The following is a 13,595-nucleotide window of genomic DNA, read 5'->3' as shown; positions in this document are numbered from 1 at the left end:
GGACGTGCCGGAGGGACACACACGATGAGGAGTGAACTCGCGGCCCGGGTCCGACGCCGGTTCGCCGCCGACGGGACGAGGGTCACCCCGGCCGCTGTCGTCGCCGCCGTACGCGCCGAGCCGGGCGCCGCCGTCCTGGGCGACACCACCGTGCTGCGGATGGCCACCCGAGTCCACCACGATCTGGTCGGCGCCGGTCCGCTCACGCCGCTGCTCGCCGACGACGAGGTCACCGATGTGCTGGTGAACGGCGCCAAGGTCTGGGTCGACCGGGGCAGCGGGCTCTCCCCGGCCCAGGTCCCGCTCGGCGGCCCCGACGAGGTACGCCGGCTCGCCCAGCGCCTCGCCGCCGCGTGCGGCCGGCGACTCGACGAGGGCAGCCCGTACGTCGACGCGCGGCTGCCGGACGGCACCCGGCTGCACGCCGTCCTGCCACCGGTGGCGACATCCGGGCCCTACCTGTCGCTGCGGACCTTCCGCCAGCGCCCCTTCACCCTCGACGACCTGGTACGCCACGGCACCCTGACCCGGGCCGCCGCCACGCTGCTCGCCGCGGTGGTCGCCGCCCGGCTCGCCTATCTCGTCGTCGGAGGCACCGGGTCAGGCAAGACGACCCCTTCGCATGTACTACACTCCCGGCATGGCCAGACGAGCCGCGAAGTACCGCAGGATCAGCGAAGACCGCGAAGGCCGCGAACTCGGCATCTCCCGCCAGGATGAGGACCTCGACGCGCTCGGCAAGCGCCGCGACCTCGTCTACGTCGCAAGCTACGTCGACAACGACATTGGCGCGAGTGCCAAGTCCCGCAAGCCCAGACCTGACTATCAGCGGATGCTCGCCGACGCGCGGGCCGGCAAATTCGAGGTCATCGCCGCGTACACCACCGGCCGGGTAACCCGCCGTCCGCGTGAGTTCGAGGATCTGATCGACCTGTCGATCGACCACGGCATCGACTTCGCGTACGTCCGCAGCCCCGAGTTCGACCTACGAACGGCGCAGGGCAGGCGGATCGCCCGCACCCTCGCCGCCCAAGACGCCGGGGAGTCCGAGGAGATCAGCGAGCGGGTGTCCCGGGACGCCCGGCGGCGGGCCGAGCAGGGCGGTAACCACGGCGGTCGACGCTGCTTCGGCTTCACCAAGGACGGGATGCACCTCGTGCCGTCCGAGGCGGCGCAAATCGTGTGGATGGCTGACGAGCTTCTGAGAGGTACCCCGATCGGCACGATCACCCGGGAACTCAACGACCGGCCGATCATCAACTACCTACTCGACAACCGCGATCTGCTCGACGCTCACCCGGTGGCCGAGTCCACTATCTTCCTGATGCGGTACGCCGACGGGATGTCCGTTGAGGACATCGCGGCTCGCCTGAGGATCCGGAAGGATCGGGCGAAGCAGCTATCCGCCGCTGTGATCAAGCGTCAGCGGAAGCTGCTACAGGATGCGAAGGAGGAAGCGGCCAAGGTGCCGGGGCTTCACACGACGGTTACGGGCCGACTGTGGACGCCGAGCACGGTCCGGGATCTGCTCCGGTTGCCGCGTCTGGCTGGACTGTCCGTGCATCGCGGCAAGGTGGTCGGCAAGGGTCAGTGGCCGGCGATCCTCCCCCCGGAGCAGCATCACGCGATCGTCGCCTTGGTCACGGATCCGGCCAGACGGACGACGACCGGGAACAGGGCGGCATACCTGCTGTCAGGGTTGGCGAAGTGCAGCGTGTGCGGCAACTCGGTAACCTCGTTCGGAGTGAAGCGGGACGGCGGCCGGTCACCCCGAGCCCTTTACCGGTGCCGCCCCAACGCGTGCGTTGCTGTCCGGCGGACTGAGGCGGACCTGTACGTGACCGAGCGGGTGTTTGAGCGGTTGAGCCGGCCGGACGCCGCCGAGCTGCTGGTCGACCAGGAGGCGCCGAACCTTGAGGCGTTGCAGACGGAGGCGCACGCGATCCGTCTTCGACTTGACGAGGCGGCGGCGTCGTTCGCCCGGCCGGACGGGATCGATGCCCGGCAGCTCGACATCATCACCAGGAGCCTGAACGACCGGCTGAAGGAAATCGAGCAGCTTCAGCAGCACACGTCCCGGGCGCCGATCCTGCGGGATCTGATCGAGGCGGGGGAGCGGATGGAGCAGGTGTGGGACGACATGACGCTAGACCGGCAGCGCGCCGTGGTGCAGTGCCTGATGTTGGTTGAGATCCTGCCTGGCGGCAGTGGGAAGCGGGACTTCGACCCCGCCAAGGTTCGGATCACTCCGAAGGAGTAGACGGCGCCTCACCCGCCTTGGTGCCCTGAGCCGGGCCCAGGAAGCCTTCCCGGCGAGCCTGGGACACCCAGCGGGCGGCGGTTCGGTGTGACACGGTGAAATGCTCCGACACTGCCAACGTCGGCGGATGCCCCTCGGCTACCGCCTTCCGGTACACCTCGGCCGTCTCTCGCAGTAGGTCCGGGGTCGTTGACCGACGCCGTTGAGGCTGAGGCAGTTCGCTGACCTTCTGCCGCACTTCGGCCACTCGGTCACCCAGGAGGCGGGTCTGCTCCGCAGAGAGTGCCCGGTCATGTGCCACGTTGAACTCATCCCGTCCGGCCGCCCACGTCCAAGCGCCGGCCGCCATGAACACCGCGTCACGTAGCAGCTTCTCCATGGGAGCGCCTTTGAGCATGGCTACCGCGTCGCGGTAGGTGCTGGTCGGCGGGTTCTCCAGGACCATGTAGACGCCCACCGGGACCGGTCCTGTCTCGGGGTTGATCCTTACGCGTATCGCCACGGTCGGGGCGTCCTCGCTCGCCGAGAAGGCAACGTCGAACCAGGCGGGTAGTTCGAGACCCTGGTGGCTGATCGGGGAGTCAGCCATGGCGACAACCCCCCAGGGGCGAAGTTCGGGCCGCTGGTCGGTCATCACGTAGTTCTACCGCATCGGCTTCGTCACGGGTGCCCAGACGTGGCGAAGTTACCGAGTGGACACCACCTTCGACAGCAGATCAGCAGCCATAATGGCGAAGCCCGCGTCTAGGTTATGGCGAAGTTGTGTATAAGATGGTCCACATGACACGCCTTCAACGCCTAGTGCAGGTGCGCCGGGCGGTTCGCCAGAAGATCGACAGTGGCGAAGCGCGCCGCATTCGACAGCACGCCAACGTCTCCCTGGAGGAGATCGCCGATGAAGTCGGCGTGACCCTGGACGCCGTCTCCAAGTGGGAGAGGGCGCTGAGGTACCCCGGCGACGAGTACGCCACCCGCTACCTGAAAGTGCTCAACCGGCTCGCCGCCCTGATAGGGGCAGCCGCGTGACCCGGGAAGAGATGCGGGCGTACGTCCGCGACAACCCGATCAACTGGCCGCCGCTGAGTCAGGCCCAACGCCTCCGGCTGGCTGTCCTGCTCCGACCGGACCTGCCGATCGGCATCATCCGCACCGAGCCCGAGCCGGTGACCGTCCCACCGGAGGCGACGTGACCGAAAAAAAGAGCGGGGCCGGGGCACCACCCCCGACCGCCGCCACCGCCGAACCCCCGGGTCATCACTCCGCAGGTCTGTCCCAACAGTACCGACAGGAGTCCCTGATCGGTACTCGGCCGCCCGGCGGAAGCCCGTTCAGCCTCCGGCCCTACCAGCGGGAAGCGATCGAGGCCATCCGGGAGGCATACGTCCGGGGCGTCCGCCGACCGTTGATCGCCATCCCGACCGGCGGCGGCAAGACGATCATCTTCTCCGGCCTCATTCGGCGCCGCGCCACCAACGGCCGCCGCGTACTTGTCATCGCCCACCGGGAAGAACTCCTGACGCAGGCCGCGAAGAAGATTGAACTCGTCGCCCCAGACCTGAACGTCGGCATCGTCAAGGGCGTCCGCAACGAACACCGCGACGTTGACGTTGTGGTCGCCAGCATCCAGACCATCTGCCGCCCGAACCGGCTGGCCGAGATCGGACGCTTCGACACCATCGTCGTCGACGAAGCCCACCACGCCCCGGCCGACACGTACATGGACACCCTGCGGGCGCTCGGAAGCTTCGACCCCGACACGTCAATCCTGACCGTCGGAGTGACCGCCACCGCCGGTGAACGCAGCGACGGAGTAGGGCTGCGCTCCGTCTGGCAGGAGATCGTCTACCAGCGCGGAATCCTGTTCATGATCGCAAACGGCTACCTGGTCGACGTCAAGGCGCTGGAGATCGAATCCGACCTTGACCTCAGTCGAGTGGAGAAGCGAAACGGGGACTACTCCGACGGCAGTCTCGGCGCCGAACTGGACAGCAGCGGCGCCATCGCGGCGGCAGCCGAGGGGTACGGCAAGTACGCCCGAGACCGGCGAGGCGTCGCGTTCACGCCGACGGTGCAGAACGCCCACCAGCTCGCCGCATACCTGAACGGGCTCGGCATCCGTGCTGAGGCGTTGTCGGGGGAGACGCCCGGTGATGAACGCCGGGCCATCCTGGACCGGGTCCACCGGGGAGAAACGCAAGTCGTTGCGAATTGCGGTGTTCTGACTGAGGGGTATGACGAGCCGGCTCTGAGCTGCGCGCTCATCGCACGCCCTACGAAGTCGAGACCGCTGTTCGTGCAGATGGCCGGAAGGGTGCTCCGGAAGCACCCCGCCAAGGAGAACGCGCTGATCTTGACGCTGTTCGCCCCACCCGCTGCCGGCCTGGCCTCGATCGCCGACCTTGCGGGCGACGACGCGGGCAGGGTCAAGCCGCAGAAGGATGAAACGCTGGCCGAGGCCGCTGACCGCGCGCTGCTGGAGGAACAGGCATTCGGTGGTCGGGTGCCGATCCGCAGCCTATCGGCGAAGCACGTACGGCTGTTCGCGGACAGTCGCCTGCGCTGGCTGCCGGTCGGCAACGGGTTCAGCCTGCCGGCGAAGAACTCGACGCTGCTGCTCATCCCGCAGGACGACGACCGGTGGCGTGTCGTCGAGGTTCCCAGTATCGGCGAGCCGACCGAGGTGGCGAGCGGTCTGAGTCTTGAGCTTGGCCAGGGGCTCGGCGAGGAGTTCGCCCGAGCCAGAGGCGGCGCCATCTCCCGAGCGGACGCCCGCTGGCGCGCTCAGGAGGTTAGTGACCGGCAGAAGCGCCGCTTGGCCCGTCTCCGCCTGTCCGTACCGGCAACGTCCGGCGAGGCGTCCGACGCGATCGCGGTAGCCGAAGCCGAGCAGGCGATGCGCCGACTGGTGGTGGTGGCGTGACACGCACTAGCGAAGACCGGCTGACCGAACTGCGGGCTGAATGGTCGCGGTGCCACGCGGCCGGCGACCGCCAGCGAGCAGACGAGATCGCGGGAGAAGCCAGCCGGATCGTCAACCCGCCGCCAATCACACCCCGAGGTCAGTGCAACGCCTACACCCCGAGCAGCCCATGCGCCGGCCGGGTCCGGCTGTACCCGGCCGGGGACCGGTGCAAGGCGCATAGGCCGGCGACGATGCGGCGGCTACTGGCCGAGCAGGAAAGGCAGGCAGCGGCGTGACGGTGTACGCGTTCAGGAACGTGGACGACGACGGGTCTGCCGTCGTCTGGTATCGGATCGGCGACGTCCTCTGCGCGATGGGGGAATGGCCGGGCGGATATCGGTGGGCCGACCTGCTTGAGACCGACGAGGCGCGGGTGGACATCAGGTTCCGGGACGTCGACCCCAACCCCGATGACCCGGACCTGCCGCACGCCTTGTCGACCGAGGTTGGGCTGTGGTGGCTCGCCTCCCACACCGGCCTCGACGAAACCGGCCGGCTGAGGCTGGCCGCGATCGTGGCTACCGCCGAGGTGTGCCGAATGGTGCCAGTGGACGGTGACCGGTGAACGCGCACCAGTGGTTCAGTGCCCTGCTCGACGTGGTGGGGAGCCAGCCGACCGGGGCGGAGATACGGCAGTGTCCGGCACACGCTGACTCGTCGCCGAGCCTGTCGATTCGGTCGAGCCCGGACGGACGTCCGTGGATCCGCTGCTTCGGTGGCTGTGACCTGAACGCCATCCTGCTGGCGCTGCGCTGTGACCGGTCCCGGTTGCGGAAGCCGCCGCCGTTTCCGCCGGAGAAGTACGCCGCCATGGTCAAGCTCAAGATCGAGTTTCCGAAGGTAGAGGTTCGACGGGGCAGCCCGGAGAGCCGAGGTTTCCGCCTTGAGGCCCGGCACGACTATGGGCCGGCGGTGTTGTTCCGCTGGCGCTCCCGCAGTGGCAGTAAGGAACTTGCCTGGGAGACCCGGACAGCGAACGGCGGGCTAGTACCCGGGTTGTTCGGGATCACGTTGGCCGACCTGCCGCTGTACCGGGAGGCAGAGATCCGTCGGGCGGTCGCGCTCGGCGAGCCGGTGTTGCTGGTCGAGTCCGAATCGTCCACAGATGGATTGAAAGGCTTCTATTCCACGACGTGGGCCGGTGGTGCCGACGCGGTCAACATCGGCCGGCTGACCCAGGTGCTCGGCGGCTACCCGAACACCGTCGTCATCCCGGACAACGACCCGGCGGGCCGACGCTGGTACGCCCGTGCGTACGCAGCCCGACTCGCCCCGGCCGTGCTGTGGCCGGACGAGGGCACCGACGCCCGCGATCTGTACGCCCAGCTTGGCCACGACCGATTCGGTCAAGCCGTCCACGCCAGCCTCCGTGGTGGCTATCAGCGCAAGCAGGAGGCCGCATGACTGCGCCTGCCGCCAGCCGCGCTCCTCACAAGGCGGGGGCGCATATCAATGACCCATACGACCCCTGGGAGATCGATAAGGACTTTCAGCGGGAAGTGCGGCGGGGTCGCGACGGCAGGACACGGACGGCGGAACGATGGCCTGACCCCGAACCGCTCGGTTCACCCGGGTACGGGAAGCCCGGACCGTATCCGGTCGAGGCGGTACCGACGGCGTTCCGCGACATGATCGAGGCGGTTGCCGCCAACAAGCAGGTGCCGGCCGAGCTGCCTGCGCTGATGGGCCAGGCCGCCGCCGCCGCACTCGCCGCGCCTCGACTGGCGATCGAGTGTGAGCCGGGGTGGGTGGAGCCGTTGAACCTGTACGCCGCTTGCGGGCTGGAACCCGGAAGCCTCAAGAGTCCCGCCACGAACGATGTGATCCAGGAGGTCCGCCGGCTACACAAGGTGCTCCGGGCGAGTCACGCCGATGAGATCAGTGAACGGCGTAAAGACCTTCGACGCCAGATCGCCGAGGCGAGGGAGCGAAAGGCGGACAAGAAGGCGGGCGAGGAAGAGAAGGCTACTGCCGCCGCGCTGGTTCGAGATCTGGACGTGGAGATCAAGGAACTCGATGACGTCGTGTCGCCGAGAATCCTCATGCCGGCGGACAGCACGCCCGAGGTGCTGACCCGGAACATGTCTGTCAACGGCGAGCACGGTGCGATCCTGGACTCGGAGGGCACCTTCTTCAGCATCCTGCTCGGCCGGTACACGGGCGGCGTGCCGAACCTCGACAGCGTCCTCAAGAGCTACGACGGCGACTACGTCGAGGTCAGCCGCATCAGCCGGGAACAGCGTGATATGACCCGCGCCATTCTGACCCTCGGCCTGGCCGTGCAGCCGATGATCCTGGAAGACGCCGCGAAGTCACGAGCGATGATCGAGCAAGGCTTGCTCGGACGGTTCTACCTTGCCGTACCGGAGAGCAGGATCGGATATCGGAATCGGCGGGGCGCCCCCTACAACCCGACCGCGTTGGCAGCGTGGGATGCCTGCCTGCGCAAGATCGCCAACCTGAGCGTTGCTGACCCCGACACACCGAAGTACCAGTTCCCGCGCCTGTTCCTCACCGACCAGGCGCGAGAGGCGTTTTTCGACTTCAAGGACAAGATCGAAGTCAGCCTTCGCCCCGACGGTGACCTCGGTGATCTACGCGGGTGGGGGGCGAAGCACGCTGGCCGCACGCTTCGACTCTCCGGCCTTCTGCACCTGATCGGTGGCGGGGCGCCGGACGAGCCCGTCAACTTGGCCGCGATGGAGTCGGCGGTCCAGGTCGGCAACTGGGCCATCCCCCACGCTGTCGCGGTGTTCGGTATGGAAGACGAGTCACCGCGTGCCGAGGACGAGCACGCAATTGCCCTGTTGCAGTGGATCCAGACGAAGGCTCCGAAGGTCATCTCGCTTAACGAGATCAACCGGCACTGCCGGCAGGCGTGGGTGAAGAAGGGGAAGAAGGCTGCGATCGTGCCCGTGGTCGACCGGCTCGTTGAGACCGGGTGGCTGCGGCCGGTGGAGACGACGGACAAGGGTGGACGACCCGCCATCGTGTACGACCGGCACGAGCGGGTGACGAGGGAAGGTCCGCTGTGGTGACCGGGAGATGCGTCACCCGCTCGGAGATGCGTCACCCGGTGCGTCACCCGGTGCGTCACCCGGGTCATTTGTGCGCTGACCTGCGAAAACAGAGATGCGTCACCCGAATCACCCGGTTCGGCGCCCTGTCGGGCGATGAACCTCGCCGACTCGACCTGATCGAATCGACGGAGACCGATGGTCGGGTGGGTGACGCACCGGGTGACGCATGGGTGACGCACCCCTTCTACCGGGTGACGCATCTCGGTAGAGGAGTCACCCGTCACCCTGTCCGTTTAAAGGATATTTATATCTATTATTATTACTTACTGTTTAATTCTTGGTCAAATTCGATTACTGTGAGTAGCGAAACCGAGGGGTTGGAAGAGTGCGGAGGTGCGTCACCTACCCACCGGGTGATTCGGGTGACGCATCTCGACAGCCGAGCGCCCACCCGCTGGTTCCGGATGGGTACGTGGACCCGGAACCAGCGGGTGACGCGTCTAGTCGTCACCCTTACCGTCGTCAGCGAACAGCGACGCAATCAGGTATGCCGGGGATCGGTCGAGGGATCCTCGCGATCGGTCGTAGCGCCGGGTTGTTCGAGGGTCAGCGTGGCCGAGCAGGTCTTGGACGTCCCGCAGCGCGGCGCCCTTGTCGAGTGCGGCCGTGGCCACGGAGTGCCGCAGGCTGTGTGGGGACAGGCTGTCAGGGTTCGGCAGGCCGGCGGCGCGGGCGGTACGCCGCACCATCCGGAACGTGGCCGGCTGGTCGACGCGTGTGCCGTTCGAGGTGACGAACGCCGGCCCAGGGTCGTTCCCTCGCACGGCGAGGTAGGCGTCGAGGTCCCGGCCGAGCGGCGGCGGGATCGGCAACTCGCGTTCCTTGCCACCCTTGCCGACAACCCGGACGGTGCGGTGCCCTCGGTTGTGTCGGAACGAGTCCAGGTCGAGGTGCAACGCCTCGCCAACTCGCAAGCCGAGTTCGGCCAGCATCGCCAGCAGGGCGGCGTCCCGTGCCGCGTTGCGGTGTGTGGCTGCCCGTGCGGCGCGCATGAACGTGGCTACCTGCTCGCCGGTCAACCCGACGGTCGGGGACGCATCCCGGTTCACTGCCGGGCGGTCCACGGCGTCGACCGGGTTGGTCGGGGCAACCTCGTTGCTGACGAGGTACGCGTACCAGCTCGACAGACACGACAGGCGGCGGGCCGTGCTGCTGGCCGACAGGTGCTCGCACCGGGTGGCGGTGTACGCGTCCACGTCGCCGCGCTTGGCCTGTCGGGGGTCGAGGTCGGTCGACTGGCACCAGGCGAGGTAGTCGCTGAGGTCACGGAAGTAGCCGCGCCTGGTGTGGTCGGATCCGCGCGACCGCAGCCATGCTGCCGTCGCGGTGTGGAGGTTCCATCGGTTGCCGGCGTCGTCGGTGGGCAGCGGCAGTGCCCGGACGGCCGCGAGTACTGGGTCGGTGGTGCCGGTGGACGGTTTAAGAGCAGTACCCATGCCTACATGATAACGGTAATTATCATATATGTCTTCTGGCCAGAGTCGAGACCGATTCGCGCCGTTTTCTGGCCAATCCCTAGACAGTCCCGATCCGGGCGCTATGCCCGCACGCCAGAGAAAGGAGCGCTTGATGCTGATGGGCAACTCCGCCGACTTCGACCAGGCCGTTGAGCAGATGGTGGCCACCGCTGCCGAGTTCGGCTACACCCGCGAGCAAGTCATGGGGTGGCGACGGCCAGACCTGCTCCGCTTCCTCGACCAACTCAACGCCCGTGCCGAGATCGAGCAGGCCGGGCTGAACGTCGTCACCGACCTGTACGCCGCCGCCTCCGTCTGGTCCGTCTGCGACCGGTGCATGGACGACCTCGCCGGAGACGAACAGAAGTCGCCCCTTTGCCCGGACTGCTGCCTGATGTTCAACAGCGGCAACTACGTCTGCAACCACAGAAGGCATGCGCTGTGAACAACGGCACCCCTTGCCGCCAGCCTGCCGACCGGCCGCTGCCAGCTATCGAGGACATCCGGGAACGCGCCAACCGAGGCCCGCCGGGGCGATCGTCGGCCACCCGTAGCGGCGAGTCGGGGGCGGGCGCTGGGGATCACCCGCCCCCGAGCAGCCACAACCTAGACACCGAGTTCGACCAGGAAACACCACCAGACAGGGCAACCCCTTCGTCGAAACGACCCCTTATGTCGAAAGACCTTCGGCCATCCCCGACCACCCGCACAGCCAGGAGACCCCGCACATGACCACCCCCACCACCGGGAAGACGATCCGCGACCGGATCGCCGCCTTCAAAGCCGCCGTCGACCAACTCGCCGAACAGACCCCGCTACAGACGTCGCTACCGGAAGGCTGCGGGCTTTGCCACACCAGCCTGCCCGACCAGGCGGACGCGCTGGGAGCGTGGACCGTACGCGTGCTCGCCGAGGATCTACGGTGGCGGGTCGCCGACAACGGGCCGGTAGCGACGATGCCGGCCTGCACGTACGTGATCTGCCCACCGTGTGAGATGGCGGTCATCGACCGGGACGTCACCGAACTCGTCGACATGACGATCGACAACGCCCTCGACCTGAACATGCCGGCGCAGATGCGGGCCGCCGCCCGGTCCGAGGTCGCCGCGTTCTACTTCGCGCTCGTTGACGCGCTCAGCGAACCGCGTCCGCTCGTCGAGGCCAACCGATGACCCGGCCAACGCCGGCCGGTTTGACCGGTCGAACCGCAAAACGTGCGGGCGAGGCAGCCACGGAAGCCGGTGGCGGCCCGCTCAGCGACACGGAGAGCGCCGAACAGGCGTGGCCGAGGGGTAGCGCCTACGCCATCCCGGCACAGGCCATCTCGGCGGGTTGGGTCGGTTCACTGGCGGGCCTACTTCCATGGGTTGGCAACGCCTGCTTGTCTGCCATGGCCTCTCGCGGGTTCCGGGCCGGCGGCGTGGTGTTGGCGTTCCATGGGTTTGCACGTTTTCGGACCGGTGGGGGTTGGTCATGGTGATCCGGGATCGGGGCCGAGCTGATCATGTGCCGGTGGGTCGGTATGCGGTTCGGGATCCCGACGATGACGGGCGGTGGACGTACTGGCGGGTTGAGGCTGTGGGCCGGTCGCGGCGGGAGTTGCGGCCATGGCCTCCGGACGTTCGCTGGTATCCGAACCGGCCGCCGTATCCGGCGGATCTGCCGAAGGAGCAGCGCGCTGCTTGGCGGCAGGAGTGGTATGACCGCGTGTACTTCGGGTGGAAGGAGGCGGTTGTTGCCGCGATCGCCGCTGATCCGCAGGCGGCGGCGGACGCGTTCGCGGAGCATGCACCGTCGGCGGTGTTGCCGGAGCGGCGTAAGCCTCGGCGGCGTAAGCCGGAGCCGTGGGAGCGTCGGGTGGCGCCGTCGTCGCGGAAGCGCGCTGATGATCGGATTTTGGCGGCGGCGTTGAAGCTGGCCGGGTTGAGTTTCGCCGAGGTTGGGCGGGTGTTGGATCTGCCGAAGACGACTGCGATCCGGCGGGTGGTGGAGACCAGGCAGCGTGCGGAGGTTCCGGATCTGCTGGCGCGGGCGTCGGTGGCGGTGGAGATCGTGCGGTTGCAGGACCGGTTGTTCGCGTTGTGCCGGCTTGCTGAGGATGGCGAGCTGACTGCCGCCGACCAGGCGCGGATTCAGGAGTTGACGGTTCGGCTGGACGCTCTGCGGGCGGTGGTGGTTGAGGATCCGTCGGCGGGTCGCAGGGTGTTCGAGTTCCGGGCTGCTGCGGGTGGGTCCTCTGATGGTGCGGCGGGTGGTCGAGGTGGCGGGTCATGACCACGCCGGGGCGACCGTTGCTGGGTGTCCAGGTGGCGGGTTTTCCGGCGGTGGTGTTGGCGTGGGTTCTCGATGGTGCGCTGCCTCAGCGGTTGCAGACACTTGACGAGCTTGTGGCGTTGGGCCGGCTGGATCCTGGCCGGGTGGTGGAGGTTCGCCGGGTGCATGAGGCGATCCGGGCCGCCGCCGCGTACTGGCGGGAGTCGTCTGCCGTTGATGGCAGTACGGCAGAGCGGGTGGCGGCAATCCCGGAAGGATCAACTTCGACGGAGATCGACACCGTGACGGCGGCTGAGCTGCTCGGGGTGAGCCCGAACCGGGTTCGGCAGTTGGCCCGGTCGGGGCAGGTCAACGGGCGGCATGTTGGCCGGTCGTGGTGGATCGATCGGAACAGTGTCGAGGCGAGGAGGCTAGCGGCGCATGAACAGCAGTAGCGATCAGGCCGGGGCGGGCCAGGGCGCGGCGTTCGACAGGATGGCGGACACGTTCGCCCGGTGGGGGTTGCCCCGGGCGGTGGCGGAGTCGGCCGCCGCTCGACCTTTCGACGGGAACGTCACCGACGCGCGGCGGGTGTGGTCCGGGCCGCTGCGGGAAGACGGGCAGGCCACCGGAGGCGGGGATCCGATGGCGGCTGCGGTCGAGGCGGTCACCGTCGCCGCTCAGGCGGTCGGTATGAGCCCGGAGGCAGCCGGCCGGTACGCGCTGCGGGAGTCGCAGGAGTACCGGCGGCGGTACGGCCACGACGGGGCGCTGCGGATGATGACCGCGACCGCCGACGCGTTGCGTCGTGACGCGGCCCGCCGCCAGTTGACGGAACTCCGATGATCGCGGTTCGGCGGCGGCGTAAGGAAGAGATCCCGACGGTCGACGAGGCGGCGGAGACGCTGACCCAGGCCGAGACGGCTCTCGCCCGGTGGGAGTCGGAAGCGGCGGGCAAGGCGCGTGAGGCGGAGGCGCTGGCTGCCGAGCTGGTGGAGCGGCAGGCGCGGGCCGGTGAGGATCTGCTCGACGACGCCGAGTGGGAGTCGGTGACGGCCGCCCTGTCGGGGATGGCGGAACGGCTCGCCAGTCTGGAGACACAGCAGCGTCTCGCCGTTCAGGCTGCGGACGCGGCACGCGGGCAGGTGGATCCGGCCCGGCGGGATCTGCTGCGGGCGCGGGCTGGCACGTTGAAGGCTCAGGCGGCCGAACTGCGGGAGGCGGCGGCGGTCAGGCAGGCGAAGACGGATCAGTTGCTCGCTGCGCTCGCCGACTGGGAGGGCACCTCGTTTCAGCCTGCGGTGGTTCGTTCGGTCGGTGGTGGGACGTTCCACAACCGGACCCGGACGCAGGCGGCGTTGGACCAGGCGGACGCGCTGGTGAAGGAAGCGAACAGTCTGATCAAGCTCGCGGCTGACGGTCGGCCGGAGCAGGTGAGGCAGCGGGCGGGCCGGGCGCTGCCGGCGGTGTCGGATGTGGCGCGGCTGGTGTTGGACAGCGTTCGTAGCTGACCGGGGTGGTGTCGCTGATGGCGTCAAAGTCACCGTCCGGCCTGCCGTACCGGGTCGGGGGCGGAATCCAAG

General features: G+C 68.2%; 15 protein-coding genes and 1 pseudogene. 14 read left to right on the top strand and 2 right to left on the bottom strand.

Translation table 11 applies throughout. The features are described from left to right. Positions 1-24: 24 nt before the first annotated feature. Positions 25-622, top strand: a pseudogene (locus tag ACN27G_RS27700) (ATPase, T2SS/T4P/T4SS family); the annotation flags it as partial. A gap of 18 nt (positions 623-640) precedes the next feature. Continuing rightward, positions 641-2,260, top strand: coding sequence for a recombinase family protein (locus ACN27G_RS27695; protein WP_421495667.1), 1,620 nt, complete (start codon positions 641-643; stop codon positions 2,258-2,260). On the opposite strand, the gene ACN27G_RS27690 is transcribed toward ACN27G_RS27695, so the two are convergent. Continuing rightward, positions 2,244-2,894: a DUF6214 family protein gene (locus ACN27G_RS27690; RefSeq protein WP_421495666.1), complete on the bottom strand. Its 651-nt coding sequence runs from the start codon at positions 2,892-2,894 to the stop codon at positions 2,244-2,246. The genes ACN27G_RS27695 and ACN27G_RS27690 overlap by 17 nt on opposite strands. A gap of 146 nt (positions 2,895-3,040) precedes the next feature. On the opposite strand from ACN27G_RS27690, the gene ACN27G_RS27685 reads away from it, so the two are divergent. The 6 genes from ACN27G_RS27685 (at position 3,041) to ACN27G_RS27660 (ending at position 8,260) form a co-directional block, all read left to right on the top strand. Beyond that, a complete protein-coding gene (locus ACN27G_RS27685; RefSeq protein ID WP_421495665.1) occupies positions 3,041-3,286 on the top strand; it encodes a helix-turn-helix domain-containing protein in 246 nt (81 codons plus the stop codon). Further along, complete coding sequence (locus tag ACN27G_RS27680; protein WP_421495664.1) at positions 3,283-3,450, top strand: hypothetical protein; 168 nt, start codon at positions 3,283-3,285, stop codon at positions 3,448-3,450. Before ACN27G_RS27685 ends, ACN27G_RS27680 begins: the two co-directional genes overlap by 4 nt. Beyond that, on the top strand, positions 3,447-5,180 hold the full coding sequence (locus ACN27G_RS27675; RefSeq protein WP_421495663.1) for a DEAD/DEAH box helicase: 1,734 nt from the start codon (positions 3,447-3,449) through the stop codon (positions 5,178-5,180). Before ACN27G_RS27680 ends, ACN27G_RS27675 begins: the two co-directional genes overlap by 4 nt. A gap of 274 nt (positions 5,181-5,454) precedes the next feature. Then, on the top strand, positions 5,455-5,787 hold the full coding sequence (locus tag ACN27G_RS27670) for a hypothetical protein (protein WP_421495662.1): 333 nt from the start codon (positions 5,455-5,457) through the stop codon (positions 5,785-5,787). Then, positions 5,784-6,626: a hypothetical protein gene (locus ACN27G_RS27665; RefSeq protein ID WP_421495661.1), complete on the top strand. Its 843-nt coding sequence runs from the start codon at positions 5,784-5,786 to the stop codon at positions 6,624-6,626. Before ACN27G_RS27670 ends, ACN27G_RS27665 begins: the two co-directional genes overlap by 4 nt. After that, positions 6,623-8,260 carry a YfjI family protein gene (locus tag ACN27G_RS27660; RefSeq protein WP_421495660.1) on the top strand — a complete coding sequence of 546 codons (1,638 nt, stop codon included), beginning with the start codon at positions 6,623-6,625 and terminating at the stop codon, positions 8,258-8,260. Before ACN27G_RS27665 ends, ACN27G_RS27660 begins: the two co-directional genes overlap by 4 nt. 482 nt (positions 8,261-8,742) lie before the next feature. On the opposite strand, the gene ACN27G_RS27655 is transcribed toward ACN27G_RS27660, so the two are convergent. Continuing rightward, positions 8,743-9,738: a tyrosine-type recombinase/integrase gene (locus ACN27G_RS27655; protein WP_421495659.1), complete on the bottom strand. Its 996-nt coding sequence runs from the start codon at positions 9,736-9,738 to the stop codon at positions 8,743-8,745. Between the two features lie 133 nt (positions 9,739-9,871). On the opposite strand from ACN27G_RS27655, the gene ACN27G_RS27650 reads away from it, so the two are divergent. The 6 genes from ACN27G_RS27650 to ACN27G_RS27625 all read left to right on the top strand — a co-directional run bounded on the left by ACN27G_RS27650 (position 9,872) and on the right by ACN27G_RS27625 (position 13,523). Then, entirely contained in the window at positions 9,872-10,204 is a 333-nt protein-coding gene (locus ACN27G_RS27650) for a hypothetical protein (RefSeq protein ID WP_421495658.1), read from the top strand. Positions 10,205-10,487: 283 nt separating this feature from the next. Continuing rightward, positions 10,488-10,931 carry a hypothetical protein gene (locus tag ACN27G_RS27645; RefSeq protein WP_421495657.1) on the top strand — a complete coding sequence of 148 codons (444 nt, stop codon included), beginning with the start codon at positions 10,488-10,490 and terminating at the stop codon, positions 10,929-10,931. A gap of 340 nt (positions 10,932-11,271) precedes the next feature. Next, a complete protein-coding gene (locus ACN27G_RS27640; RefSeq protein WP_421495656.1) occupies positions 11,272-12,033 on the top strand; it encodes a hypothetical protein in 762 nt (253 codons plus the stop codon). Beyond that, positions 12,030-12,467 carry a helix-turn-helix domain-containing protein gene (locus ACN27G_RS27635; protein WP_421495655.1) on the top strand — a complete coding sequence of 146 codons (438 nt, stop codon included), beginning with the start codon at positions 12,030-12,032 and terminating at the stop codon, positions 12,465-12,467. Before ACN27G_RS27640 ends, ACN27G_RS27635 begins: the two co-directional genes overlap by 4 nt. Further along, positions 12,454-12,858 (top strand): hypothetical protein, encoded by a 405-nt coding sequence (locus tag ACN27G_RS27630; protein WP_421495654.1) that lies wholly within the window; start codon positions 12,454-12,456, stop codon positions 12,856-12,858. Before ACN27G_RS27635 ends, ACN27G_RS27630 begins: the two co-directional genes overlap by 14 nt. Next, complete coding sequence (locus ACN27G_RS27625) at positions 12,855-13,523, top strand: hypothetical protein (RefSeq protein WP_421495653.1); 669 nt, start codon at positions 12,855-12,857, stop codon at positions 13,521-13,523. Before ACN27G_RS27630 ends, ACN27G_RS27625 begins: the two co-directional genes overlap by 4 nt. Positions 13,524-13,595: the final 72 nt, after the last annotated feature.

It is taken from the genome of Plantactinospora sp. WMMB334 (assembly GCF_049179095.1).
Lineage (GTDB): Bacteria > Actinomycetota > Actinomycetes > Mycobacteriales > Micromonosporaceae > Plantactinospora.
The sequence above is the reverse complement of the archived record's forward strand: the minus strand, read 5'-3'. Positions and strand labels throughout refer to the sequence as shown.

Coding starts and splice junctions, on each gene's coding strand:
- ACN27G_RS27695 (WP_421495667.1), top strand. CDS start 641: ATGGCCAGACGAGCCGCGAAGTACCGCAGGATCAGCGAAGACCGCGAA.
- ACN27G_RS27690 (WP_421495666.1), bottom strand. CDS start 2,894: ATGACCGACCAGCGGCCCGAACTTCGCCCCTGGGGGGTTGTCGCCATG.
- ACN27G_RS27685 (WP_421495665.1), top strand. CDS start 3,041: ATGACACGCCTTCAACGCCTAGTGCAGGTGCGCCGGGCGGTTCGCCAG.
- ACN27G_RS27660 (WP_421495660.1), top strand. CDS start 6,623: ATGACTGCGCCTGCCGCCAGCCGCGCTCCTCACAAGGCGGGGGCGCAT.
- ACN27G_RS27655 (WP_421495659.1), bottom strand. CDS start 9,738: ATGGGTACTGCTCTTAAACCGTCCACCGGCACCACCGACCCAGTACTC.
- ACN27G_RS27650 (WP_421495658.1), top strand. CDS start 9,872: ATGCTGATGGGCAACTCCGCCGACTTCGACCAGGCCGTTGAGCAGATG.
- ACN27G_RS27645 (WP_421495657.1), top strand. CDS start 10,488: ATGACCACCCCCACCACCGGGAAGACGATCCGCGACCGGATCGCCGCC.
- ACN27G_RS27635 (WP_421495655.1), top strand. CDS start 12,030: ATGACCACGCCGGGGCGACCGTTGCTGGGTGTCCAGGTGGCGGGTTTT.
- ACN27G_RS27630 (WP_421495654.1), top strand. CDS start 12,454: ATGAACAGCAGTAGCGATCAGGCCGGGGCGGGCCAGGGCGCGGCGTTC.
- ACN27G_RS27625 (WP_421495653.1), top strand. CDS start 12,855: ATGATCGCGGTTCGGCGGCGGCGTAAGGAAGAGATCCCGACGGTCGAC.